20 protein-coding genes are annotated in these 26,172 nt (G+C 38.0%); 2 read left to right on the top strand and 18 right to left on the bottom strand.

Going from position 1 to position 26,172, the window contains the following annotated elements:
• The 7 genes from QM818_RS07370 to QM818_RS07340 all read right to left on the bottom strand — a co-directional run.
• Positions 1–6,076: Rib/alpha-like domain-containing protein (locus tag QM818_RS07370; RefSeq protein WP_414300095.1), on the bottom strand; the 6,076-nt coding region annotated here is incomplete at its 3' end.
• Positions 6,077–6,259: 183 nt separating this feature from the next.
• Positions 6,260–7,099 (bottom strand): amino acid ABC transporter substrate-binding protein, encoded by an 840-nt coding sequence (locus tag QM818_RS07365; protein ID WP_414300094.1) that lies wholly within the window; start codon positions 7,097–7,099, stop codon positions 6,260–6,262.
• A gap of 9 nt (positions 7,100–7,108) precedes the next feature.
• Entirely contained in the window at positions 7,109–7,738 is a 630-nt protein-coding gene (locus QM818_RS07360; protein WP_414300093.1) for an amino acid ABC transporter ATP-binding protein, read from the bottom strand.
• A gap of 9 nt (positions 7,739–7,747) precedes the next feature.
• A complete protein-coding gene (locus QM818_RS07355; protein WP_414300092.1) occupies positions 7,748–8,389 on the bottom strand; it encodes an amino acid ABC transporter permease in 642 nt (213 codons plus the stop codon).
• Positions 8,390–8,528: 139 nt separating this feature from the next.
• Positions 8,529–9,758, bottom strand: a complete 1,230-nt coding sequence (locus tag QM818_RS07350; protein ID WP_414300091.1) for a tetratricopeptide repeat protein — start codon at positions 9,756–9,758, stop codon at positions 8,529–8,531.
• Positions 9,748–10,914, bottom strand: a complete 1,167-nt coding sequence (locus QM818_RS07345; protein WP_261116378.1) for an AI-2E family transporter — start codon at positions 10,912–10,914, stop codon at positions 9,748–9,750. The genes QM818_RS07350 and QM818_RS07345 overlap by 11 nt, the downstream gene beginning before the upstream one ends.
• A gap of 117 nt (positions 10,915–11,031) precedes the next feature.
• Complete coding sequence (locus tag QM818_RS07340; RefSeq protein ID WP_203212782.1) at positions 11,032–13,014, bottom strand: peptide ABC transporter substrate-binding protein; 1,983 nt, start codon at positions 13,012–13,014, stop codon at positions 11,032–11,034.
• 171 nt (positions 13,015–13,185) lie between these two features.
• Between QM818_RS07340 and QM818_RS07335 the strand changes: the two genes are divergently transcribed.
• Positions 13,186–14,199 (top strand): lactonase family protein, encoded by a 1,014-nt coding sequence (locus QM818_RS07335; protein WP_414300090.1) that lies wholly within the window; start codon positions 13,186–13,188, stop codon positions 14,197–14,199.
• Positions 14,200–14,243: 44 nt separating this feature from the next.
• Here the strand turns inward: QM818_RS07335 and QM818_RS07330 are convergent, their stop codons facing one another.
• The 11 genes from QM818_RS07330 to guaA form a co-directional block, all read right to left on the bottom strand.
• A complete protein-coding gene (locus QM818_RS07330; RefSeq protein WP_414300089.1) occupies positions 14,244–14,663 on the bottom strand; it encodes a F0F1 ATP synthase subunit epsilon in 420 nt (139 codons plus the stop codon).
• Between the two features lie 10 nt (positions 14,664–14,673).
• Positions 14,674–16,080: a F0F1 ATP synthase subunit beta gene (gene atpD, locus QM818_RS07325; protein WP_000094357.1), complete on the bottom strand. Its 1,407-nt coding sequence runs from the start codon at positions 16,078–16,080 to the stop codon at positions 14,674–14,676.
• Positions 16,081–16,165: 85 nt separating this feature from the next.
• Entirely contained in the window at positions 16,166–17,044 is an 879-nt protein-coding gene (locus tag QM818_RS07320; protein WP_000301224.1) for a F0F1 ATP synthase subunit gamma, read from the bottom strand.
• Between the two features lie 15 nt (positions 17,045–17,059).
• The gene (gene atpA / locus QM818_RS07315) at positions 17,060–18,565 is read right to left on the bottom strand and encodes a F0F1 ATP synthase subunit alpha (RefSeq protein WP_173278266.1); all 1,506 of its coding nucleotides are present in this window, start codon (positions 18,563–18,565) and stop codon (positions 17,060–17,062) included.
• Between the two features lie 14 nt (positions 18,566–18,579).
• The gene (locus tag QM818_RS07310) at positions 18,580–19,116 is read right to left on the bottom strand and encodes a F0F1 ATP synthase subunit delta (RefSeq protein ID WP_124787374.1); all 537 of its coding nucleotides are present in this window, start codon (positions 19,114–19,116) and stop codon (positions 18,580–18,582) included.
• Positions 19,116–19,610, bottom strand: a complete 495-nt coding sequence (gene atpF / locus QM818_RS07305) for a F0F1 ATP synthase subunit B (protein ID WP_020902744.1) — start codon at positions 19,608–19,610, stop codon at positions 19,116–19,118. The genes QM818_RS07310 and atpF overlap by 1 nt, the downstream gene beginning before the upstream one ends.
• Before the next feature lie 13 nt (positions 19,611–19,623).
• Positions 19,624–20,334 (bottom strand): F0F1 ATP synthase subunit A, encoded by a 711-nt coding sequence (gene atpB, locus QM818_RS07300; protein WP_000392870.1) that lies wholly within the window; start codon positions 20,332–20,334, stop codon positions 19,624–19,626.
• A 33-nt stretch (positions 20,335–20,367) separates the two neighbouring features.
• Positions 20,368–20,568: a F0F1 ATP synthase subunit C gene (locus QM818_RS07295; RefSeq protein ID WP_001054560.1), complete on the bottom strand. Its 201-nt coding sequence runs from the start codon at positions 20,566–20,568 to the stop codon at positions 20,368–20,370.
• Between the two features lie 314 nt (positions 20,569–20,882).
• A complete protein-coding gene (locus QM818_RS07290) occupies positions 20,883–22,169 on the bottom strand; it encodes a peptidase U32 family protein (RefSeq protein ID WP_224218271.1) in 1,287 nt (428 codons plus the stop codon).
• An 802-nt stretch (positions 22,170–22,971) separates the two neighbouring features.
• Positions 22,972–23,439: a GNAT family N-acetyltransferase gene (locus QM818_RS07285; RefSeq protein ID WP_048788724.1), complete on the bottom strand. Its 468-nt coding sequence runs from the start codon at positions 23,437–23,439 to the stop codon at positions 22,972–22,974.
• A gap of 190 nt (positions 23,440–23,629) precedes the next feature.
• The gene (gene guaA / locus QM818_RS07280; protein WP_000065711.1) at positions 23,630–25,192 is read right to left on the bottom strand and encodes a glutamine-hydrolyzing GMP synthase; all 1,563 of its coding nucleotides are present in this window, start codon (positions 25,190–25,192) and stop codon (positions 23,630–23,632) included.
• A gap of 140 nt (positions 25,193–25,332) precedes the next feature.
• On the opposite strand from guaA, the gene QM818_RS07275 reads away from it, so the two are divergent.
• On the top strand, positions 25,333–26,031 hold the full coding sequence (locus tag QM818_RS07275) for a UTRA domain-containing protein (protein ID WP_173267853.1): 699 nt from the start codon (positions 25,333–25,335) through the stop codon (positions 26,029–26,031).
• The last annotated feature ends 141 nt before the right edge of the window (positions 26,032–26,172 follow it).

Genomic DNA, 26,172 nt, shown 5'->3' with positions numbered 1-26,172 from the left:
TAACTGGATCCTTCTTACCTGGAGTTGTCAAGTCTGGAATGTTTTCAACATTTGTGACCTTGCCACCCTCTGGAATTTTAATTCCTTTGGTGTAATCCTCTGGCGTTAACGGAGTATTCGTTACTGGAGTTTCAATTTCCTTAACTGGCGTTACATTAACTGGAACATCTACAGCTATTGTTTTTCCATTTGGTAATTCTACAGTGACTTTAACTGGGTCTTTCTTACCTAGGGTTGTTAAGTCTGGAATGTTTTCTACATTCGTTACCTTACCGCCTTCTGGAATTGTAATTCCTTTTGTATAGTCTTCTGGTGTTAATGGTGTTTTCGTTACTGGTGTTTCAATTCCTTTCACTGGTGTAACGCTTACTGGAACATCAACTGTCGTTGTTTTTCCATTTGGTAATGTAACAGTTACCTTAACTGGATCTTTCTTACCTGGCGTTGTTAAATCTGGAATGTTTTCTACATTCGTTACCTTACCACCTTCTGGAACTTTAACATATTTAGCAATATCCTCTTTTGTTAAAGGTGTATTCGTTTCTGGCGTTTCAATTGGGGTTGGTTTAGCTTCTACCACCTTAATCGTTGCCGGAACTTCAACTAATACATTTCCATTTTTATCTTTTACAACAACCGTTACTGGTTTATCCCCAACAGTTGTTGTATCAAATGGTTCTGTTTGTCCTTCTGGAACTTTGTATTCAAATGTTGAACCTTCTGGATAATCACTTGGAGTAATACTATCTCTTGCTTGTGGTTTTTCAGTTGGATTTACAGGAATTAATTGTTCTTTACCTTCCACTACCTTAACCTTAGCAGGAACTTCTACCAGTTTATCTTCCCCATCTTTTGCTTCTACAATAACATCTTTTTCGCCGGGTGTTGTTGTATCTACTGAAGTTTTATATTTGAATGTTACTCCATCTGGATATTGTTCAGGATCAATACTCTTAGATGCATCTGGTTGTTTATTAGATTTATCAACCGGCACATATTGTGTCTTCGGTTCTACAACCATTACTTTTGCAGGAATTTTTGCAATAACTTTATCCCCAATCTTGGCTACTACTACAACATCTTTCTCTCCCGGTGTTGTTGTGTCTACTGGAGTTTCGTAAGTAAACTCTGTATCTTTAGGGAATGCTTTAGGGTCAATACTTCCTTCAACCGCTGGTTGTTTTTTATCCTTGTCTACTGGCACAAATTGTGGGTAGCTTTCTACAACACGTACAGTTGCAGGAACTTCTGCAATAGGATTTCCCTCTTTATCTTTTACAATGACATTGACTGGGTAATCACCAGGTGTTGTAGTATTCACTGGAGTTTTTGGATCATATTCAAATGTTGAACCTTCTGGGTATTCCGTTTTATCAATACTGTTTTCTGGATTTGGTTGTTTATTGTTTTCATCCACTGGAACAATTTGTGGAACTCCCTCTACAATAGTGACAGGGACTTTAACAACCGTTCTTTTTTCTTCTCCATCAACCGTATATTTCACAGTCACATTCACATCCGTATCATCTGATGTATCTGGATTATCTACATTCTCATCGATACTGACATTAGTAACATTTTCTGGAAGTTTCCCTTTGAAAGTACCGTCTGCAATAGATTCTTTCGCTTTAGCAAGAGCTTTTTCTTTTGCTTTTGCCTTATCGCTATCTTTAGCAACAATAATACCTTTTGGTGTTGGTTTTGGTAAAACTGTTACTTTAACTTTTACTGGTTCTGTTAAAGTTTCTCCATTTTGATCCGTATAAGTTACTGGAACAGTTACTTCTTTCACACCTGGTTTAGCTGTAATATCTTTTGCTAAATCTTTAGGTTCACCTTTCGTTCCCTTTTCCCCTGGAGTGACCGCATCCGTTATATCCTTAGCAGTTAATTCATCTCCTTCAAATACAACTTTAGAGGTTGGAGTTGAACCAACTACATTTACTGGAACCTCAACATTCACAGAAATATCATCGATGATTTGTCCAGTAGCCTTATCTCTATATTTAACTGTAACAGTAACTGGAGTTTGTTGCCCATTTTGATCTGTTTTCGGAGTAACAATCGCATCATCTGTTATAAATGGAGTTACCCCTTCAGGAACATTTGTTAGTCCAGAAATTGCTTTATTAACATTTTCGCGAATCGCATCGATTAATTTCTCATTTGATGTACCATTTAAGACTGTCACGCCTTTTGGTGCTGGTTTTGGAAGAACTTTAACAGTCACTTCAATCGGTTCATCCCGTTTAAATTGATTTGCCCCATAAGTAACCGTTACTGGAACTTTAATTTCCTGACCTGCTTTTCCATCAGTAGAAATACTACTTACATCAGGATTGGTAACTTTACCGTCCTTACCAGGTGTAACAGCTCCTCCTACTTTTTCTGCAGATGGCTTATCACCTTCTACTACATATACAGTTTTTGCAGTTGATACACGTGGTTGAACTTTAATGGTAAATTCTTGAGTGATGTTGTCATCAGTATCTTTCTTCGTATCAAATACTGGGTCTTTATCAAATGGATTGTTGACAATATCATATCCCATTGATTTCAATACATCGATATGAGTTTGTACATCACTTTCAGAAATGGTTTCACCTGATTTACCAGTTAAAGTCAATGCATGGTTGGTTAATTCAGTTTCTGTTTGAGTTTTTGGATCTACAGAAACGAATTTAACTTTTGCTTTTTGATCATCTTTGTCATAGGTAATCTTGATATTTGCTTTTGGATCCGTAATTTTTGGTGGTTTATAACCTTGTGCTGGATTTGCAGGATTTACCGGTTCTAATGGTGTTCCATTGCCATCTTTTGGAGTATATCCATCTTTATGAGGAATGATTTGTGTAATTTCACCAGTCTTGGTTGGATCATTTGGATCGTTAGGGAATGGAATTGGTTCTCCATCCTTACCAGTGGTTGGATCAACAGGAATCCAGCTTCCAATCTTCGTATAAGTAACTTTATCCGTTTCATCAGGGATTACTTTTGTATCTTTTGCAGGAGTTGTTGCTCCTTTTGCTGGAATTTCTTTCTTATCAGCAATGTACCCTGTTAATGTTTTAACTTCTACTTTATCCCATGTTTTATTTGGACTTTCCCAATCTGTATAAGTTACTTTTTTAGTAACAAGATTAACGGTCGCCTTTCTTGTAAATGGTACCGTTTGAACAGTATCATCCTTAGCTTTTTCCTCTGTAGCTGTATCAGATTCTTTCTTCACATATGAAATCACACGTTTTGCAGTTGTGTTCAAATCAGACTCTGCTAATCCCTCTGGCCATTTCAAATCTGGATTTTCACCATTTGGATCTACTGGACTATCTTTTTCATGTGGTGTTGATGAAGGAACTTCAATGATTCTAGGTTTCAAAGTGATTTCAAATGTTTGAGATGGTTTAGAAACTCCTGCTTCCACATCCTCTTGGTCATCAAAATTAGGATGTGTCCCATTTACATTATAAGTATCACTTTCTATTTCATAACCTTTTCCTTTAAGTTCTTTAATTTTATTTTTAATTTCATCACTATCTGGTAAGGTTGATCCAGTTTCTCCAGATAATTCTATAGTAGTTGAAACTTTACCATCCGTTGTTTTAATAACAACATTTGCTTTTTGACTTTTAACTACGTATTTATAAATAACTTCTATAGGATTTTCTGATAATACTCCATTTGAATTATTTGGTAAATCAGTTTTAACTAATTTGTAAACAACACCATTTTCACTAAATTCTTCTTCAGGTGTAACCGAATAATTATTCCCAACAATATTTTCTAATTTTGCTGTACCATCTTTTAAAACATTTTCTTTAAGAACAGAAGTAGGTTCATTAGCTTTTACATATTTTACAGTAACTTTTCCGTATTTTGCTTCATCATAGGCTGCTACAATATTGGAAACCGCATCATAAACTGTACCGCTAGTTGATGTTCTCTTATAAGGACTATTTTTTAAATACTCTTTAAATACATAGTATTTATTATCTGAACCTTTTATAATATACGGAGCAGTAGCTTTTGTAGTTTTAACATTGCCATTTTGAATTTCTTCTTTTTTCGTCGTATTATTAGTTTCTGTTGCAACATTAGCTTCTGTAAAATCTTTGGCTGGAGTTGCAGTAGTAAATTTATCAACTTCGGCAGTACCATCTTTTACAATTGATTTTGCTTTTAAAATTGGGCGATTATTTGCAGCATTAATATACCGCATTGCAACATTTCCTAACTCTAAATATTCTTTTAACCAATTTCCAGATGTATCAAATTCATTTTTCTTAGGATATTTCCAGTCAAAAGTAATGTTTGGAGTAAACTGTCCATTTAAATTTCCTTCTTGTCCATCTTTTGAAACAGTAATCTCTTCTTCAGTTGGCCCAAAAGTTTTAGTACTCTTATTGTATAAGTTCAAAGTATTTTTAACGGGTTCTCTTGATACGCCTAAAGCACCCCAGTCTACTCTATATAATATTCCTTTACTCGCCTTCCCTTTGACAATTTTTACTGTTACTTCATCTTCTGTTAAATTAATTACCTGAAAAAATACATCTCCTCGAGGCTCTTTTAGAATCACTCCGTTTTCATTTACTTTTGAATTGGCAGTAGTAGTATTATTTTGTAGATTTGCTTTAACAACGTTAAAGTTACCTATTTTTGAAAATTTATTTAAATCTTTATTTTTCAGTTTAATTTTGAATGTAGTTCCTGCTTCATACTCATACTTATTCGTTCTAAATTGTAATTCCTCAGTATGTGACAGTAATTCACCATTATCGCTTATATCCATTTCTCCCGTAGTAGATATTCTTGAGGGGGCAGTTTGATTGTCATCTGTTTCTATATTAGTTTTATTCATAATATATTTTTTTTCAACAACCGGTTGATTATTAACAAGAATCCTGCTTGTTACTTCTTTGTCTTCACTAATTTGTGGATAACGTAAACTGTAATTATTAATAGAACCTTTGACCGATACATCATTCAAGCTTTCAATTGCTGAAGTAAATTCATAGATAAAGCGTGTTTTAGTCCCTCTATTTTGTATATGTCCTGCTTCTTTTTCTTCTAAAGATACAGAGTCATCACGTTGAGCCCAGAATGGAGTTTTATTCTGTGTTCCATTTTTACCATATGTTTGAGTATACAATTCTTCTGATTTTACTAAATTTGCAAATGTTTTTCCGTCTTTAGTTAAAGTTTTAGGTAAACTATCCCCATTCCCTAATTCTTCAAATGTAATACTAAATTGATCACCTCGTTTATAAGCTCCATCCTTGAATTTTAAGTTATAACTAATATTATTAACTCCACTAAAACTTCCCATTCTTGGTTCAGTCGAAATTGAACCATTTGCAATAATTTTCCCACCATCAATTGATACATCATTATTTGATTGAGTTTCAGGAGCTCTTAGACCACTTTCTCCTTTACCTGGAATCTCTTTTCCATTTCGTGGATCTTGGTTTTTATTTACTTTTTCTTCTTCAGTTGTTTCTGATTTGATACTGTTTAGAATGCTAAGGCCACTTGAAAGTTGTTTAGCAAGTGCATCTACTTTAGCCTGTGTTTTTGCACCATCGTTCAAAAGTTCTTTTGCTTTATGAACCAAATTTTTAGCATCATCAATGACTGATTTTGTTTTCTTTCCTTCAGTTAATTGACTCAATCTACTTTCAGCTTTAGCAACTAAATCTTCTAACGATGCAGTATTAATAGTTACTTTTTCTGTCACTACATTTGGAGTTTCAACTGCACTTGCTTGTGTGTCAGTATCAGACTCTTTTAGAGAAGTATTATTTTGTCCATCGGGCTCTTTAGCAGTAGCAGATGCTTGTCCAGTAACTTCCTTAGAAGGTTCCGAGGACTTATCATTTAGATTTTGAGAATTTTGAACTTCTGTAGGTTCTGAATTAATTACTGGTTCAGCCGCTTGAACGCTTCCTCCACCAAGGAAAAACAATCCAGTAGCTACAGCCACACTAGCTGCACCAAAACTGACCTTACGAATACTGAAACGTGTGAATTTCTCCACCTGAGATTGACGAACATGTCGTCCTTTAGAATTAAACATAAATAGATTCCTCCAACATAACATGAATTGTTAATATATGATACTTTGATGTAAAAAATAACTTTAAACCACAAATAAATATAGTAATATGTCATCTTTCCATTTAATATATTATCGAACAATAATCAATCTGTCAAGCGATATCTAACTCTTATATTATAAATAAAAAGAAGAAACCGTCATTTAGATTCCTTCTTTCACTTCTTTTGTTGCCACATCTTCTCCAAACCATTTTTGGCTGATTTCCTGGAACTTTCCTTCTTGGTATAGTTCAATAAAGGCTTGGTTTAAAGCTTGTAGTAATCTTTTGTCAGCAGGTCTAACTCCGACCGCAAAGGATTCACTTTCAAATCCTGCTGAAAAGACATTGTAGTCATTTAATATACCCTCAGACTGGAGATAGTAATTAGCATAGACTCGGTCAATCAACAAAGCATCAATCCGATCATTTTTCAAATCAATCAAAGCCTCATTAAAACTCTGGTATTGATTGGCCTTCTGGTCTTTGACACGATTTTTCAATAAATCTGACTGGGCTTCAAAATCTAAATAACCAGAGGAACCGGCTTGGGCTCCCAAGGTCTTATCCTTCATCTCCTCTACTGAACGAATCTGCTGGCTTTTCTTAGCAACCAGAACCTGCTGATTTTCCATATATGGAATGCTAAAGGCAACCTTCTCTCGACGTTCATCAGTCGCAGAATAGCCATTCCAAATGGCGTCTATGGTTCCATTTTGCAGTTCCGTCTCCTTCATATCCCAGTCGATTGGCTGAAATTGAATCTTAAAGCCTAATTTTTCAGAGACTGCTTGTGCCAAATCAATATCAAAGCCTGTATATTGACCATTCTTTTCTTCAAAACCCATGGGAACAAAGGTATTGTCAAAACCAATAGTAATGGTCCCCTGATCTTGATACTTATCCCAGTTATCCTGCTTTGGATCACTAGACTTCTGAGTACAGGCCGTTAAAAAGAGAGTCAGGAGCGCAACCAATACTAAAGCAATTTTCTTATTAGTCATCGGCACCTCCTACTTGGGCTCAACCTTGAGAATCTGATCTGCGATGTTTTCAGCAAACTGTAAATCGTGGGTAACCACAATCTGAGTCATCCCTAATTCTCTATTTTGCAAGATTAGTTTTTCCACTTCCAAGCGCAATTCTGGATCCAGAGCAGAAGTTGGTTCATCGTAGCCAATGATTTCTGGGTCAATCATCATTGCACGCGCCAAGGCCACCCGCTGCTTTTGTCCACCTGATAGTGAAAAGGGATAGGCATTTGCATGTCCTGCCAGTCCCAACTGTTCCAGGAGCCCACGCGCCTTCTTCTCAGCCTCTTCCTGCTTCATTCCCATTGTTTTCACAGGAGATAAGGTCAAATTATCTAGAACTGATAAATGAGGAAACAGTTGAAAATCTTGGAATACAAATCCCAGTAAATTCCGCTTCTCTAGTTCATCCAGTTCTAAAGATTCTCCATTATAAAAGATTTGCCCTGAATCAATGGTTTCAAGACCCGCAAGCATACGTAAGAGGGTTGTCTTACCTCCACCAGAAGGCCCAACGATAGCTAGGATTTGCTTTTCAGGAATTTTTAGACTGAAATTGGATAAAATTTGCTTTTCACCAAAGACTTTATTGATATTTCGTAATTCTAACATGGCAGCCTCCTATCTATAGTAACTGTACTTCTTCTCAACTTTTTTGGCAAGAATGGTCACAATCCCAATCAAAATCAAGTAAATGGCTCCTGCTAAGAACATTGGAACCAGACTAGCATCACGGTTTGCAGCTGTTCGACTCGCCAAGATAAGGTCTGAAATACCTAGAGCATAGACCAGAGAAGTATCCTTGACCAAACTCATGACTTCGTTAAATACGCTAGGAAGAACAATCTTGGTCACTTGGGGCAAGATAATATAGCGTACTGTGTCAAAAGGACTGAATTTCAAGACCTTAGCAGCCTCATATTGACCGTTAGGAATGGTATCAATCCCTCCACGGAAGATTTCAGCAAAGTAAGCCGCATAATTCAACACAAAGGCAATGATAGCCGCAGGAAGACGGTCCAAACGAATCCCAATAGTTGGCAGCACATAATAGATAAAGATTAATTGCAAGAGCAAGGGTGTGCCTCGCATAATCCAGATATAAATGTTGATCAGATAATGGAGGATCTTCCAATGGACTTGCAAGGCAAAGGCAATCAAAACGCCCAAGGGAATAGAAAAAATCAAGACCAGTGCAAATACCTGCAAAGTCATGCTTGCACCTCTCAATAAACTCGGTAATATCTCAAACAAATAAGACATACTGCACCTCCTAAAAATAATTGTTCCTATTATAGCATAAATAAACAAAATAACCAAGAATTTTTGTAAAAAAATTCTCTTTTAAAAAGAAAAACTATACCTATCAAAAATGATAAGATACAGTTTTAAAAATATATTCTTACAATCTCTCAAATAGTTCTTGCATTTGAACATCGTCTGGAACCAGTTTTAAGTAAGCTTGTGCATTGACTTTTGCTTCCTCAAAGTAGCCCAATTCACGTAAGAGATAGATATAGTGTTCTAGAAATTCGGGATTGTCCTTCAAATCTCCTGCCAACTCTTGGTAATGTTCATAGGCAGAATCCAAATCGTCCAATTCTTGATAAGAACGAGCAATCATCCACTTGGTCAAAAGGTTTTCTGGCTCCTCGCTCTGCAAGTCTAGAATATCCTCATAACGCTCCTGCTCCAGATAAATAGTTGCTAAACGAAGCAAGATTTCTTCTGTATCCTCAGCGTCTTCTTTTGCAGTAAGGAGGTAGTTTTCTGCTCCGCTAGCATCATGTAATTCATAAGATAATTGTGAAGCAGCTAGCAAAAGGCGAGTTTCAAAAGGATTTTTCTCTAAGCCTTGCTTAGCAATACGCAGGGCTTCTGCAACTTGATGTTCCTTATGTAAGGCCTGACTGTAACCATACTCATAGCCTTCAAAGTCAGGAGAAATGGTATCAAGCTGCTTAAAGTAGAGGACAGCTTTTTGATATTCTTCTTGATCAAAGTAAAGACTGGCCAACTCAAAAGCTGTTAGGTCATCGTATTCTAACTCCAGGGCTTTTTCTAAAAACTCTGTAGCTGTTTCAAATTTCCCCAACTGGGCATAGGCAAAGCCAATCCGTTGATAGGTAGAAATACCCGTTTGCTCATAAATAGTACGATTATCTAACTGAGCATAGCCTTGAATAGCCTCTTGGTAATTTTCCAACTCACTATCCAACTCTGCCAAGCCCAATATCAAGAGAGGATCCTCTGAATAACTCAATGCCTCCAGCAATTTTTCACGCGCTACATCTGTCAAACCTTCCATCTGGTAAAGGTCTGCCTTAAGAGCCAAAGCTGAAACATACCAGTCACTGTCAGTTTGTATTTCCTCTAGATAGGCAAAGGCTTCTTCGATTTGACCATCTTCGCTAGCAATAGCTGCCAGATTAAGATTTACCTCTGGAAAGTCCTCTACGATTTTCAGGTAAATGTCCTTAGCCTGAGGATAAAAACCAATCCCTTCAAGATAAGTAGCTAACTCATACAGAAGGTCACTTGGATCATTTTCTAAAGCTTTAGCGAAATAATGCTCAGCCTTGGTTAAATCTTGCTCTTCCAAAGCCTGTAACATCTGTTGACTATTGTTCACTCTTGATTTCCTCTCCCTCTAGTTCATATAGACCACTGACTACCTTATACCATTCAAAAATCGCTGAAATGACAACTTTAGCAGAGGCATAAACTGGAATACCGAGTAAAACTCCCCAAATACCAAACATAGATCCTGAAGTTAACAAAACAAAGAGAACATTAATGGGATGGATGTTTAATTGACTTCCCAAAATCAATGGAGAGACAAAACGGCCTTCAATAGTTTGTTCTACTATAAAGACAATCACTACTTTTAAAAGCATGACTGGCCCAGCAATCAAGCCCAATACTAGGGCAGGAAGCATGGCTAAGAAGCTACCCAAATAAGGAACCAAATTTAAAATACCAGCAGTAACCCCCAACGTAACTGCATAGCGTAGACCAATAATCTTGAAGAAAATCATAAACATTACCGCTACAATAATCGCCACTGTCACTTGCCCTCGAACATAGTTGGACAACTGTTGATTCACATCTGATAAAACCTGTCCAACAGGTTCTTTCAATTTCGTTGGCATGAATTGGGTCAAATAGTGACGTAGGCCTTTTCCATCACGTAAGAGATAAAAGAGCATGAAAGGAACGATAATCAAGGCAACAATCACTTGAGATGCCCCGCTAATAAAGGCGCTCACCCAGTTGACTGCCTGAGAAGAAACCTTGCTCGCCCAAACTGTAGCCTGACTAGAGAAGTTTGTTAAAACTTGCTCTAACTGAGGTCTAAAATCATCTGGCAAACGCTTGGTTACCAAATCATTAATAACTCTGTCCGCATCTTCGAGATAGACTGGTACATTTCTTGCAAAGGTTAAGACCTGACGCTGCAGATTTGGAATAGCTACTGCCAAGCCCCAAATGATAAAGAGGGCAATGATGACAAAGACAGTACTGATTGCGATAACACGATTGATTTTGTGTTTCTCCATCCAATCAACAATAGGATTTAATAAATAATATAGCAAACCAGATAGAATAACTGGCAACATCACAACTGCCAAAAAATCTAAAACAGGTGAAAATAGAAAACTAATCTTACTTAAAATAAAAAGATTTAATCCCAATAATAAGGTTACCAAAAATACCGTAATTGCCTTGTTATCCAAAAACCACTTGAAAAACCAAGATAGGCTAAAATGTTTCTCTTTTTGCTCCATAAATACTTCCTTTCTATTGTTCTCTCATTATACCATTTTTGAATCAAAATAACTCTTTTTTAAAGTGCTTACATGGAGACAACGACATAAAAAATCTCCTCAAAAGAGGAGATTCGATTAGTCTTGAATATGACGGTCTAAGTTCTTCTGATAATCAGCATTGGATTTGGCTTTTTCATCAGCAAATTTCTTGCGGAACTCATCCATTTCTTTAGTAGTGACAATCTTATCTTGGATTTTCAGATACTTGTAGCTATTTTCACTAGTCTTGTCACCTACCCAGCCACCGGCACCACTGCCAGGAACCATTTTCGTCACTAGCATTTGAGCACCATCAGAGTATACTGGAATAACAAGTGCACTATCTGACAACCAAGCTTGAGCCTTAGAATATTTGGAATAACGTTTTTGAAGGTCTGTTTTCTCACTATTTGCATCATCAATCAGTTCTTTGTATTTATCCAATCCAACTGTTTTAATAACTGGATTGTCTGTTCCTGGTGCCACACCAAGAGCACTTAGGAGACTTGGACCTGAAGTTGGATCAAATACATCTAGATAAGTCGATGGATCTGCAAAGTCTGGAGTCCAACCACTGACTGCATTAATATCCCAGTCAGTATTTGCATTGGAAGTAGCTAGAGTAGTCATACTTCCCAATTCGTCATCAGAAACTTGTTGAATATCAACAACTACATTGTCAGAGCCTAAGGCTTCCTCAATGGATTGTTTATAAGACTGAACCTGACGAATAAAATCTGGATTTGATGAAGAAATTGGCAAATCTAAATGAATTGGGAACTGTACTCCATCAGCTTGAAGGGTTTTCTTAGCAGCTTCAAATTTAGCCTTAGCCTTGTCTACATTATGAAGTGAATCTTGGGCATCATCAAGACTGACATCTTTCCAGACATTATCCAATTTATCCAATTCTGTCTTAGTAACTTGACCAAATGTTTGATCTCCTACTTGAACAAATGTTGGAGGAGTGAAACTTGTCCGTAACTTACGAGGTCCTACTTCATCACCAAATACTTGAGAGATCCCTGCTTTGCGATCTACCGCAAAAGCCAAGGCTTGACGGAAATCTTTGTTTAACAAGGCTTTCTTAGTAGAAGTTTTTTCTGCATCACTTGTTTTAGCAGTGTGATTGTAATTTACACGGTCGATATTGGTTGAGATATAAAAAACTCCTCCACGCTGTTGACCATACACAATATTATCCTTGTATTTTTCTTTTAGACGTTCATAGTTAGCAGAGTTTTTAAAGAGTGGTGCAGCTGGATAGTGTCCCTCATCAAAACCGCGTCCTAGAGAGTCTGCATCTTGACCATCAAAGAAGGATAACTTGATATCATCAATAAAGACATTTTGTTTATCCCAGTAGTTTTGATTTTTGGTCATTTCGATAGAAGACTTAGATGTAAGACCTTTGAGGAGATAAGGCCCATTATATAGAATGCTCGTTACATCCGTTGGTTTACCAAAGTCATCTCCTTTAGAAGCTAAAAAGTCTTCATTAACTGGTGCAAGGACTCCCATTGTTGTTTTTGAATTCCAGAAAGATTCTGGATGGTTCAAAGTATAGACTACAGTATAATCGTCAGTTGCTTTTACCCCAACACTAGAAAAATCTGTTGTTTTCCCATTTACATAGTCATCCAATCCTTTGATAGAATCCTGTACGAGATAAAGAGCCTGTGATTTCTTATCTGCTGCGTGTTTCAGACCAGTCACAAAGTCTTGAGCCTTGACTTCACCATACTCTTCCCCCTCATTGGTATACCATTTGATACCCTGACGGATTTTATAAGTATAGGTCAAACCATCTTTGGAAACAGTCCAATCTTCTGCAACTGATGGAACAAGATTCCCATATTGGTCATTTTCAAGCAAACCGTCAATAACGTTACCTGTGACCTGTTTAGTGCTGACATTTCCAGAAACTGTATAATCCAGAGTAGAAGGATCTGATGAAAATACATAGGCATAAGTAACTGGTTTATTTGCTTCTTTATTAGCATTACCAGATGAACACGCTGCTAGGACAGCTGCCGAAAGTACAGCAACTCCTGCTGCTAGGAAAACACGTTTTTTCATAAACAAACTCCTTTGCAATTTGTATAAGATTATTATAGCACTTTTCAAAAGGAAATCAATACAAAATCAAGTTTGACTTAATATTTTATTATATTTATATCTATGTTATAGAATTCCTCCAACTACATTTTTTGTGATATAATAGTCATATCTTTATAAAGAGGTATAGTCATGAAAGAAACTGTTTATTTTGGAACTTATACACGTCGTACTTCCCAAGGGATTTACAAAGCAGACTTTGATACAGAAACTGGTCAGCTTTCAAATCTAGAACTTTTTGCAGCTGAGCCAAGTCCAACCTACCTTGCCTTTGACCAGCACCAACATTTATACACTGTTGGTAGTCAAGACGACAAGGGAGGAATTGCAGCCTATCAAACTGACGGGACTTTATTAAATCATGTCGTTGAAGAAGGAGCTCCTCACTGTTATGTTGCCGTTGATGAAGAGCGTGATTTGGTTTACGCGGCAAACTACCACAAGGGACAGGTCCTTGTTTATAAACGTCAGGAAGATGGTTGTCTTCTACTTAGTGATGTTGATCAACACAGTGGCCAAGGTCCACATGAAAATCAAGCTTCTCCACATGTTCACTATACAGATTTAACACCTGACCACTATCTAGTGACCTGCGACTTGGGTACTGACCAAGTAATTACTTACGATCTTGATTCAGAAGGAAAATTATCTAAGCTCTATACCTATCATAGCCAGCCAGGAGCAGGCTCACGCCATATTATTTTCCATAACCATTATAAAATTGCTTATCTCATTTGTGAACTCAATAGCACTATCGAAGTTCTAATCTACGATGGTGTTGGCGAATTTGAACGCATGCAAGTCATTTCAACTCTACCAGACGGTTATGAAGGCTTTAATGGTACTGCTGCTATTCGTCTCTCTAAAGATGGTAAATACCTCTACGCCTCTAACCGTGGTCATGATTCTATCGCAGTATATACAATTCTTGCGGACGGTAGCTTAGAGTTGTTAGAAATCGTTCCGACACATGGTCAGACTCCACGTGATTTTGATTTGACACCGGATCAAGAATTTGTCATTGCTGTCCATCAGGACTCTGACAATGCAACTGTCTTTAAACGCAATTCTGAAACTGGACGTCTAGCAGAACTTTCTAATGACTTCCATATACCAGAAGCCGTCTGCATCAGATTTGCCCCTTAAGAAAACATAAAAAATGAACTTGGTAACTCAAGTTCATTTTTTTCTTATAGTCTATTTCCGACATTAATACGGTTAATGGCACGTTGCAAAGCAATCTTAGCACGACGTTCTTGGTCAATCAAGTGTTTGTCTTGTGCTTCTTCAATTTCATGCTCTGCTCGAAGTTTGGCACGTTCTGCACGACTAACGTCGATATCACGAGCACGTTCTGCAGAGTCAGCAACAATTGTGATAACGCCATTAGCAACTTCGATAACGCCTCCGTTCACTGCAATCCAGTTCACGTGATTTTCATCATCTACACGTTTAACCTTAACCTCATCAACTGCTAAAACTGCAATCATATTTTCATGTCGTGGCAAGATTCCCATCTCACCATCCAGAGTTCGAACTGATACAAAGCTGGCATGGTGATCATAGACGAGACCATCTGGTGTCACGATCTGGACAGTTAACTGAGCCATAGATCACCTCTTAAAATCCCATTTTTTCAGCTTTTGCAATCACATCTTCGATAGAACCTACACCACGGAAGGCATCTTCTGGCAAGTGGTCGTGTTTACCATCAAGGATTTCCTTAAAGCCACGAACAGTTTCAGCAACTGGAACATAAGAACCTGGTTGACCAGTAAATTGTTCCGCAACGTTGAAGTTTTGTGACAAGAAGAACTGGATACGACGAGCACGAGCAACCAAGGTCTTTTCTTCATCAGAAAGCTCATCCATACCAAGGATAGCAATAATATCTTGCAATTCATGGTAACGTTGAAGAACACGTTTTACTTCAGCAGCAACTGCATAGTGCTCTTCTCCAACAATTTCAGGTGCCAAGGCACGTGAGCTTGAAGCAAGTGGGTCAACGGCTGGGTAGATACCCAATTGTACCAACTTACGTTCCAAGTTAGTTGTTGAGTCCAAGTGAGCGAAGGCTGTTGCTGGCGCTGGGTCAGTATAGTCATCCGCTGGCACATAGATAGCCTGGATAGAGGTTACAGAACCCTTTTTAGTTGATGTAATACGCTCTTGCAATTGACCCATTTCCGTAGCAAGTGTTGGTTGGTAACCAACGGCTGATGGCATACGACCCAAAAGGGCAGATACTTCTGAACCAGCCTGAGTGAAACGGAAGATATTATCGATAAAGAGAAGCACGTCTTGGCCTTCTACATCACGGAAGTATTCAGCAATTGTCAAACCAGTAAGGGCAACACGCATACGTGCTCCTGGTGGCTCATTCATCTGACCAAATACCATGGCTGTCTTCTCGATAACGCCTGATTCTTTCATTTCCCAGTAAAGGTCATTCCCCTCACGAGTACGTTCCCCAACACCGGTAAATACTGAAATACCACCGTGTTCTTGGGCAATGTTGTGAATCAATTCTTGAATCAAGACAGTTTTACCAACTCCGGCACCACCGAAAAGTCCAACCTTACCACCTTTAAGGTAAGGGGCAAGAAGGTCGATAACCTTAATCCCTGTTTCAAGGATTTCAGAAGAGGTAGACAACTCATCAAAAGTTGGAGCTTTTTTATGAATTGGCTGACGCTCTGCATCTTCTGTAAAAGGAGCTTCCAAGTCAATGGTATCTCCCAAAACATTGAAGACACGTCCCAAAGTTTCTTTACCTACTGGTACAGAGATTGGACGACCTGTGTCCAATACTTCCATTCCACGAGTCAAACCATCTGTTGATTCCATGGCGATAGTACGGACCATACCATCTCCCAACTCCAAGGCTACTTCAAGGACGATTTTTGTTTTTCTTTCGTCATTTTTGTAGACGACAAGTGCATTGTTAATCTCAGGAAGTTTTTCCCCTGCTGCAAACAAGACGTCTACAACGGGACCGATAACCTGAGCAATTTTACCTGAACTCATCTCCTTCTCCTATTCTATATAAGATACTGTCGGTCCCTAGCTTAACTAGGTCCTAAGTTCATTTTCATACGAGCTGGACTAGTGCCTATTCTAAGGCACTAGCTCCTGCTACGATTTCTGTAATTTCTTGTGTAATCGCCGCCTGTCTGGCACGGTTATACTGAATTGTCAAATCATTAATGACTTTCTTAGCATTATCTGTCGCTGTTTGCATGGCGGTCATACCCGCAGCATTTTCAGCTGTCTTAGCATCGATAATAGCCCCGTAAATCATACTTTCTGCAAACTGAGGCAACAACTGCTCCAAAATTTCTTCTCGGCTAGTTTCCAATTCAAAGGTCAAGCTGTAACTGTCATCCGCTTCATTTGGATCCAAGTCAACAATTGGAAGCATTTGTTCCACACGCATTTGACTGGTTAGCGTATTGACATGGTGGTTATAGCAGACATAGAGTTCATCAAAAAGTTCATTTTGGTACATTTCAACAGTTTTTGAAATAATCTTACGGACTTCATCAAAGCTAGGTTGGTCTGCCAAGCCACGTAGTTCATAAAGTGGTTGAATACCACGAGCCTTAAAGAAATCAGCTCCCATTCCACCAATACAGATCATTTCAAAACCTTTACCGTCTGGATGGTATTCTTCTTTCAGCTCCATAACGGCTTTCAGAATAGAAGAATTATAACCTCCAACCAAACCTCGGTCTGAAGTAATGACGATATAGCCTGTCTTCTTAACTGGACGACTAATCAACATCGGATTGGTAGAACTGCCAGCTCCATTCCCATGAAGAATATCCGTCAAAAGTTTACGAACTTTCTGAGCATAAACTTGGAAGTTGCGAGCAGCTTCTTCAGAACGACCTAGCTTAGCAGCTGATACCATCTGCATGGCATTAGTGATTTGACTCGTATTTTTTGTTGAGGCGATTTTTGTTTTAATATCATTTAGAGATACTGCCATCTGACACCTCTATTCTTATTGGAAGCTGGTTTGATTGAGAAACTCTGTAATCGCAGCATCCAAGACTGCTTCTTCTGGCAAGTCTTTTGTATCACGAATGGTTTCCAAAATCTCTGGATGTTGAGCATCAAAGAAGGCATGGAACTCTTCCTCGAAACGAACAATATCATCTACTGGAACAGTATCCAAGAAACCATGTGTCAAAGCATAGAGAATGGTTACTTGTTTCTCAACAGGTAATGGTTTGTGAACAGGTTGTTTCAAAACTTCAACTGTACGACGTCCACGGTTCAACTTAGCCTGTGTTGCTGCGTCCAAGTCAGAACCAAACTTAGTGAAGGCTTCCAACTCACGGTATGAAGCGAGGTCGATACGAAGTGTACCAGCAACCTTCTTCATGGCTTTGATTTGTGCAGAACCACCTACACGAGATACAGATGAACCCGCATCGATGGCTGGACGAATACCCGCATTGAAGAGACCATCACCAAGGAAGATTTGTCCATCAGTGATTGAAATCACGTTGGTTGCGATATAGGCAGAGATATCTCCTGCTTGTGTCTCAATAAATGGTAGGGCAGTAATTGATCCACCACCAAGTTCATCAGAAACTTTAGCTGAGCGCTCAAGCAAACGGCTGTGAAGGTAGAAAACATCCCCTGGGAAGGCTTCACGACCTGGAGGACGACGAAGCAAGAGTGACAGTTCACGATAAGCTACCGCTTGTTTTGATAAATCATCATAAACAATCAAAACATGTTTCCCTTGGTACATAAATTCTTCTGCCATGGCAACCCCAGCATAAGGAGCTAGGAAAAGCAATGGAGATGGTTGTGAAGCAGAGGCTGTCACAACGATTGTGTAATCCAAGGCACCGTACTGACGAAGTGTTTCTACTTGCGTACGAACTGTTGATTCTTTTTGTCCAATCGCTACATAGATACAGATCATATCTTGACCTTTTTGGTTCAAGATTGTATCAATCGCAATGGTTGTTTTCCCTGTCTGACGGTCACCGATAATCAACTCACGTTGACCACGACCAATCGGTACAAGGGCGTCGATAGCTTTCAAACCAGTTTGCAATGGTTCTGATACAGACTTACGTTGCATAACACCAGGAGCTTGCGCTTCTACTGGACGAGTTTTATCAGTGTGGATTTCTCCAAGACCGTCAACTGGACGACCAAGCGGATCCACAACACGACCAATCAGACTTTCACCTACTGGGACTTCCATGATTTTCCCTGTACGGCGGATTGTATCGCCTTCACGGATATCTGTAAAGTCACCTAGGATGATAATACCAACGTCTGTTGACTCCAAGTTTTGAGCCATACCATAAGAGCCGTTTTCAAAAATCAACAACTCTCCACTCATGGCATTTTCAAGGCCGTGAGCACGCGCGATACCGTCCCCGATATAGGTTACAACACCTGTTTCAGTCACATCAAAATTGGGTTTGAAATTTTCAATTTGTTGCTTAATTAAAGCGCTGATTTCTTGTGCGTTAATTGCCAAAAGAACACCACTTTCTATTTCAAATTTTCTTTAACAACTTTAAGTTGTTGTTTAATACTCACATCAATTGTCTTGTGATTGGCAAAAATGACAAAACCACCAATAAGACTTTCATCGATTTGTTCTTTTACACTCCTTACTTTAAGAGACATTTTTTTCTCAATCAAAGGGAGCAAGCGACTCTTCTGTTCATCAGTTAAAGGATGAGCTGAAGTAATCGTCACTTCAAATCGATTTGTTTCTTTTTCAAGTCGGTTCAAGCAATCTACAAGAATATCATAAAAAAGATTTGCTCTGTGATTGTAGATAAGAACCTGGATAAAGTTTTGCAATAAAGGTGACACTGAATCTTGGAAGAAAGTAATTGTTTTTTCCTTGTCAGACTCGTCTACTGCCACTTTTTTTAAAAAAGAAGGTAAGCCTGTTTCTTCAGCAACTTGCTTGATTTGAGCTAAGTCTGAAAAGATACGGTCTTCTTCTCCTTTTTCTATAACCAATTGGACAAAAGGCATGCTGTATTTTTCAATTACCTTTACTGTTTTCTTGTCCATTAAGCTTCTCCTAACTGATCGATATACTGATCAATAAGTTCTTTATGGGCATGACCGTCAAGGTTTTGTGAGATGATTTTACCAGCCAAGCTGATTGTCAAATCTGCTACCTCACCCTTAACACTTTGTAAAGCTTCAGCTTTATTTTGAGCAATTTCTTGGTTCGCTTTTTCTTTCAAGCGTCCTGCTTCTAGCTTAGCATCTGCTAAAATACTAGCTTTGCTTTTCTCAGCTGTTTCTTTCGCATTCTCAATGATTGTCTTAGCTTCTTTACGACTACCAGCCAATTCATCTTCGCGTTTTTGAGCCAATACTTCTGCTTTTTGACGTGCTTGTTCAGCTCCGTCAATATCTGCTGCAATTTTTTCTGCTCTTTGTTCGAAAATGCTAGCCAAATTTGACCAAGCGTATTTCTTAACCAAGACTAGCAAGAGAATAAAGGAACCAGCGATTAGTATAAAATCACCAAGTAATTCACCTACTGTTACATTCATAAACTACTCCTTTCTATTCTTCATCATTAATTTTATTTCCTAGGTACATTGAAGATAACAATGTAAATACATATGCTTGTACACAAGAAATAAAAACAGAAAATGCAGTCCAGATTAGATTTGTTCCAAAAGCAATAGGATACCAATAGAAGGCCTGATGAGAAAGTAGGACTAACATACTTGCCATCACTTCCCCTGCAAAGATATTACCAAAGACCCGCAATGCAAGTGAAAGGAGATTGGTAACTTCTTCTAAGAGATTCATTGGTGTCATAAAACCTGGTGTTACAAATGCTTTTAAATACTTTTTGATTCCACGACGACGAATTCCTTCTACGTGTGTCATTAAGATAATTGTAAAAGACAAGACCAAGTCAAATGACAAATTTGCTGTTGGTGAGGTCCAAAGATTTACACCATCTGTAGTCTGAATTCTAGCCATTAAGCCAATATTATTTGCAATGGCCATAAATAGGAATAAACAGAAATAAAAGAGAGAATAATCCTTTATCATTGGACCAAGGTTTGATTTTGTAAATCCAACAACAAAATCAAATAAATACTCTAATACATTTTGTTTTCCTGTGGGTCTCAAAGTCATATTTCGAGTTGCCCAATAAATAAAGCCAAAAATAAGTGCTACAGTCAACAAAGTCAAAACTACTATGGTTAAATTAAAGGTAACAGGACCAATATTGATGGTTGGATTAATACTTTCTTCCATCTAAAATCCTCCCTTTTTCAATTTATACTTCTTTTATTTGATGATAAATGAAAAGACAAGAGTAACGAAGAAAGTACCTTCAATAAAGGCAACCCCTAGGATCATCAAACTACGTAGTTCTGAGATGATATCTGGTTGGCGAGCAACTGATTTCAACAAACCGTTCATCAACATACCTTCACCAAGAGATACACCCATACAGGCAAGACATAGACCGAAAAATGTTAAATTCATGACGAATTCTCCTTTTAATTAAAATTTACTTACTTAGTTTAGTCCTAAAAATTGGATTTGTCAACTTTTTACTTACGTTGAAAGCGTTTAATGAAAATTATTTACAATTTTACTATTTTTAAGTCTATTATATAGAAAACTTTGTAAAAAACTTGTAATAAATCCGACCATTATCTAGACATTTCTGAAAAATATTGAAAAAATCCGAGATGTAATCTCGGATGAAAATTAATATATTTTCTTTAACCTAATGCTCTTTAGTAAGTAGGATTAAAGGGAAAGCAACTAGAAAGCCTTCATCTCCTGCTTGTTTATTAAGCACGAACTGTGACGCTGGTTCCATCTTCCTTATAAAGATTGATGAGACCTTCTTTGAGAGCGCGAACCATGTCTCCTGCTTGAACGGGTTGAGGCACCTTAATAGTCAAGAGTTCCATTGGATTTGGAGCGCGGTCGATTTTATTGCCTTTGGCATCATGCAAATCTTCGATATACGTTTCAAAATGACGGAAACCTGGGCCGTAAAACTCAACTTGGTCTCCTTCGTTAATAACGTTCCGTTGACGAATAGTTGCTGTTTGTGTCGAATCATCATAAGAAACCACTTCAGCAACAAACTTGTACTCAGGAATTTTACGGCGAGCACCAAACAACTGCTCATTTTCAGATGGTGTACCGTAGTAGAAACCTGTTGCCAATTCACGTTGAGCAACCTTCCACATTTCGTCCACTAAATCTTGTTTAATAGCTTCAAACTTTTCAGGACTTTCAAGATATGCATCCACAGCCGCCTTGTAGCAGTTGGTTACTGTTGATACGTAGTGAATAGACTTCATACGCCCTTCAATCTTAAGACTGTCCACTCCATTTTCAATCATATCTGGAATATGGTCAATCATAGACATATCAACGGCTGACATTGAAAATTCTTCAAGAATTTCACCTTTCAAGCTCTTGCGTTCTTGACCAAATGGCATATCGTAAAGGTCGTATTTCCAACGACAAGACTGAGAGCAACCACCACGGTTAGCATCACGCATACTCATGTGGTTTGAAAGAGTACAACGACCAGAGTAAGAAATACACATGGCTCCGTGGACAAAGGCTTCAATTTCTACATCAGTACGTTTGCGGATTTCAGCTAATTCTTCCATCGAAACCTCACGCGCCAAAACGACACGAGTCAAACCCAATTCTTTCCAGAACTCAAGCGTTTCATAGTTAGTTGCACTGGCTTGGGTAGAGAGGTGGATTTCAAGACCAGGCGCTTCTGTCGCTGCAATCATAATCAAGGCTGGGTCAGACACGATAACTGCCGCAATACCGATATCACGTAGCTTACGGAACCACTCACCAGCACCCGCTTCATTTCCTTCATGCATAACCATATTGGCAGCTACATAAACCTTAGCTCCATACTTAGCCGCAAACTGGACGCCTTCTTCCATTTGTTCAAAGGTAAAGTTACCTGCACGGCTACGAAGACCATAGGCCTGACCACCGATAAAGACAGCATCTGCTCCATACTGAACAGCTACCTTTAGCTTCTCTAAAGTCCCTGCAGGTGATAAAACCTCAGGACGTTTTAATGTTTTTGTCATGTTTTCTCCTATTTGCAATATAAAAGTTTGACGTTTTTCCTTCTCATTTTATAGTAAATAATCCATAAAATCAAGCCTGGACAGATTGTTTTGACAATTCTAATCTTTTAGCAGTTGAAACAAGTAGTAAAAGGAGTCGATAAAGTAAAAACCAGTATCCAAAGATACTGGCTAATTAAACTACATGGAATAATCTAGTACTTAAACGACTATTCCCACTCACTAAAAGTCAGATATTGACTATTTAGGATAGTTGATTAAATAGTGATTGATAATACAATCAATGAGTACTATTTGATATTATTTGAGTCCTTTGTTGTTAAATTGTTGTTAGTATTTTCCCTCTCTTACTAATTCTAGTAAGAGTTTTTTTGTTCTTCAAAACTTATCCATCTATTTATCATTGTTTCAATAAGAGGCTGGATATCAAAGCCATATCTTCTTTTTGAAATATATATTAGTCTATTTAATATTACACTAATTTCTTCACATCTAACTTGTTGATGTTCAAGCTCTGTTAAAATATTATATATCTTAGGTTCGATTTTATTATAATAATCTTCAATCAAGCTAAACTATTAGTGTTTACCGTATTATTAGTTATAAATCATATAATTCCGAGATTACATTTGAAATACTAGTTAGCAACTCTTGCGAGTTTTCCCTATTTATTGCTCACAATATAAATTGAAAATAGGCATGAAAAAGACGATAGATTTTTTATTTCTATCGTCTTTAATACTTTATATTCCGTTCGACAAACTGGGAGCTGTCTTTCCGTTGTTATCAAGAAAGTCTCAATTTATCTATATTTTTCCAATCTCAATAACCCTTCTTCGTCCGGAAGAGTAATCCCATTCTTATAATTATATCCCATCTTTAAATAAAAAGGAGTTGCAGTTATAGAAGCTGGAATTTCTACTCTTTTTGCCCGAAGGAAAAATTCATCTTTCTCAAGTGTTTCAATAATCAGTCGCCCCACACCTTTTCCTTGATAATCCGGTAGTACAAAAATAGTGAAAAGACTACTTTCATCTTCTTTATCCCAATATGGTCCTATCGCTCCACACCCAACAATCTTTTCAGCATCACATACCACATAAAAATGCATCCAGTTAGCTCTTTCTAAAATATTTTGTGGTTGCAAATTCTTTACATCATTTTCTATATACTCTAATGAATAATCTTTGATATTAGTAGTTCTTAAAGTTGTTACAACTAATTCCGACACTTTTTCTGCATCTTTAGGTTCAAATCTTCTCACAAACATCTTATTTTTTCCTCCACACCTTCAAATTTATCATATTATACCATATTATACCATATATACCTATTTAAAAGTAGATTAAAGATAAGTATAGTTTATAGTGAAAATTATAGTTTTGTTGTTAAATTGTTGTTAAAATAAAGTAAAAAGCCTTAGAAAGATTGATTTCTAGGCTTTTTTTTACTCATTAACTCTATTCCCACTCAACTGTTGCAGGTGGTTTACTTGTAATATCGTAGACGATACGGTTCACATGATCCACTTCGTTTACGATACGTACTGAGATTTTTTGTAGGACATCCCAAGGAATTTTTGCAAAGTCAGCTGTCATACCATCGATAGAGGTGATAGCACGGATTGCAATTGTGTAGTCGTACGTACGACCGTCACCCATAACCCCAACTGAACGAACACCTGTATTAACTGTGAAGTATTGCCAGATATCGCGGTCAAGACCAGCTTTAGCAATTTCCTCACGAAGGATAGCATCTGATTCACGAACGGTTTCTAGTTTTTCTTCAGTGATTTCACCCATGACACGAATCGCAAGACCTGGGCCTGGGAATGGTTGGCGCCATACGATGTGGTCTGGCATGCCAAGCTCTGTACCAAGAGCACGAACCTCATCTTTATAAAGAGTATTGAGTGGTTCAATCAATTCAAACTGCATGTCTTCTGGAAGACCACCAACGTTGTGGTGTGACTTGATCGTCTGAGCTGTATCCGTACCAGACTCAATCACGTCTGTGTAAAGAGTTCCTTGAGCAAGGAATTTCACATCTTTGAGTTTGCTTGCTTCGTCATCAAAGACATAGACAAACTCATTACCAATGATTTTACGTTTTTGTTCAGGGTCAGAAACACCAGCAAGTTTGTCAAGGAAGCGTTTTGCAGCGTCTGCTTTGACGATATTCAAACCAAACTTACCACCAAGCATGTCCATAACTTGATCTGCTTCTCCTTTACGAAGAAGACCGTGGTCTACGAAGATACAGATCAATTGATCGCCAATTGCTTTTTGAAGAAGAACACCAACAACTGAAGAGTCAACTCCACCTGATAGACCGAGAAGAACACGTTTATCACCGACTGTTTCACGGATTTTTTGAATCTGCATATCGATGAAATTATCCATTGACCAGTCGCCTTTAGCCTTACAGATGTTAAGGGCAAAGTTACGAAGGATATCATTTCCGTATACAGAATGGCGAACTTCTGGGTGGAATTGGATACCGTAAATGTGTTTGTCTGGATTTTCAATGGCCGCATAAGGGCAGTCAGCTGATGTTCCAGTACGAACAAAATCAGCAGGAATCTCAGTAACTGCATCACCATGGCTCATCAAAACAGTCTGTTCATCCGGTGTTGATTCAAAAAGAGCTGATGGTGTGTGAGTTAGGGTTGATTGACCATATTCACGATTTCCAGCGTCACCTGCAGGAACAACTTTTCCTCCAAGTTTATGGGTCAATAACTGCATACCGTAACAGATTCCCAAAATAGGAATGCCCAGTTCGAAGATTTCTGGGTCAATATCGAATGAACCATCTTCGTATACAGAGTTTGGTCCACCTGAAAGGATAATTCCTACAGGATTGATTTCACGAACTTCAGCAGCTGAAATTTTATGGCTTTTTAGTTCTGAAAACACACCAATCTCACGGATACGGCGTGAAATCAGCTGATTGTATTGGCTACCATAGTCCAATACGATAATTTTTTCTACATCTTGCAAATCAGTTGAAATGTTGCTCATCTTTTTCCTTTCTCAAAAGAAATATCTTTTTCAAATATTCTATCACAAATACTAGTGAATTACCAACTAAACAAGGCGAAGTTTGACTTTTTCTCGTTTATTGGGGTACAATAGAGAAAAGATAGAAATGAAGTGAAAACATGCTACCTGCTTATATGAAAATCCATGATCAGATAAAAAAGGATATTGACGAGCACCGTTGGTCCATTGGTGAGAGGCTGCCGAGTGAAAGAGATTTGGCTGAACAATTTGAGGTCAGTCGTATGACCCTCCGCCAAGCCGTATCTCTATTAGTCGAAGAAGGCGTTTTAGAGCGCCGTGTTGGAAGTGGCACCTTTGTTTCCAGTACTCGAGTACAAGAAAAGATGCGAGGGACAACCAGTTTTACTGAAATTGTTAAGTCCCAAGGTAAAGTACCCTCTAGCCAACTCATTTCCTACAGAAAAACTATTCCTAATGAGCAAGAAGTTGCCAAGTTAGGAATTTCTCCAACCGAAAACATTATCCGAATGGAACGTGTCCGCTATGCCGACAAAGTTCCCCTGGTTTATGAAGTTGCTTCTATTCCTGAAAAATTTATTAAGAACTTTAAAAAAGAAGAAATCACCAGTCATTTCTTCCAAACCCTACAAAAATATGGCTACCGTATTGGCAAATCACAGCAGACCATCTATGCTCGCCTCGCTAAGGAAAAAATTGCCCACTATTTGGAAGTTGAAAAAGGCCATGCTATTCTTGGTTTGACTCAGGTTTCCTACCTAGAAGATGGAACAGCTTTTGAATACGTAAAAAGTCAATATGTAGGCGAACGTTTTGAATTTTATCTTGAAAACAATTAGATTACTAGGAAAAAACGGCTCTTTGTCAACTGTAGTGGGTTGAAGAAAAGCTAAGCTCGAGAAAGGACAAATTTCGTCCTTTCTTTTTTGATGTTGAGAGCGATAAAAATCCGTTTTTTGAAGTTTTCAAAGTTCCGAAAA

Source organism: Streptococcus mitis, from assembly GCF_047464035.1.
GTDB classification, from domain to species: Bacteria; Bacillota; Bacilli; order Lactobacillales; family Streptococcaceae; genus Streptococcus; species Streptococcus mitis_DX.
The sequence above is the reverse complement of the archived record's forward strand: the minus strand, read 5'-3'. Positions and strand labels throughout refer to the sequence as shown.

Coding starts and splice junctions, on each gene's coding strand:
- guaA (WP_000065711.1), bottom strand. CDS start 25,192: ATGAGCAACATTTCAACTGATTTGCAAGATGTAGAAAAAATTATCGTA.
- QM818_RS07295 (WP_001054560.1), bottom strand. CDS start 20,568: ATGAATTTAACATTTTTCGGTCTATGTCTTGCCTGTATGGGTGTATCT.
- QM818_RS07355 (WP_414300092.1), bottom strand. CDS start 8,389: ATGTCTTATTTGTTTGAGATATTACCGAGTTTATTGAGAGGTGCAAGC.
- QM818_RS07340 (WP_203212782.1), bottom strand. CDS start 13,014: ATGAAAAAACGTGTTTTCCTAGCAGCAGGAGTTGCTGTACTTTCGGCA.
- atpB (WP_000392870.1), bottom strand. CDS start 20,334: ATGGAAGAAAGTATTAATCCAACCATCAATATTGGTCCTGTTACCTTT.
- QM818_RS07275 (WP_173267853.1), top strand. CDS start 25,333: ATGCTACCTGCTTATATGAAAATCCATGATCAGATAAAAAAGGATATT.
- QM818_RS07365 (WP_414300094.1), bottom strand. CDS start 7,099: ATGACTAATAAGAAAATTGCTTTAGTATTGGTTGCGCTCCTGACTCTC.
- QM818_RS07320 (WP_000301224.1), bottom strand. CDS start 17,044: ATGGCAGTATCTCTAAATGATATTAAAACAAAAATCGCCTCAACAAAA.
- atpF (WP_020902744.1), bottom strand. CDS start 19,610: ATGAATGTAACAGTAGGTGAATTACTTGGTGATTTTATACTAATCGCT.
- QM818_RS07285 (WP_048788724.1), bottom strand. CDS start 23,439: ATGTTTGTGAGAAGATTTGAACCTAAAGATGCAGAAAAAGTGTCGGAA.
- QM818_RS07345 (WP_261116378.1), bottom strand. CDS start 10,914: ATGGAGCAAAAAGAGAAACATTTTAGCCTATCTTGGTTTTTCAAGTGG.
- QM818_RS07335 (WP_414300090.1), top strand. CDS start 13,186: ATGAAAGAAACTGTTTATTTTGGAACTTATACACGTCGTACTTCCCAA.
- QM818_RS07290 (WP_224218271.1), bottom strand. CDS start 22,169: ATGACAAAAACATTAAAACGTCCTGAGGTTTTATCACCTGCAGGGACT.
- QM818_RS07360 (WP_414300093.1), bottom strand. CDS start 7,738: ATGTTAGAATTACGAAATATCAATAAAGTCTTTGGTGAAAAGCAAATT.
- atpD (WP_000094357.1), bottom strand. CDS start 16,080: ATGAGTTCAGGTAAAATTGCTCAGGTTATCGGTCCCGTTGTAGACGTC.
- QM818_RS07310 (WP_124787374.1), bottom strand. CDS start 19,116: ATGGACAAGAAAACAGTAAAGGTAATTGAAAAATACAGCATGCCTTTT.
- QM818_RS07330 (WP_414300089.1), bottom strand. CDS start 14,663: ATGGCTCAGTTAACTGTCCAGATCGTGACACCAGATGGTCTCGTCTAT.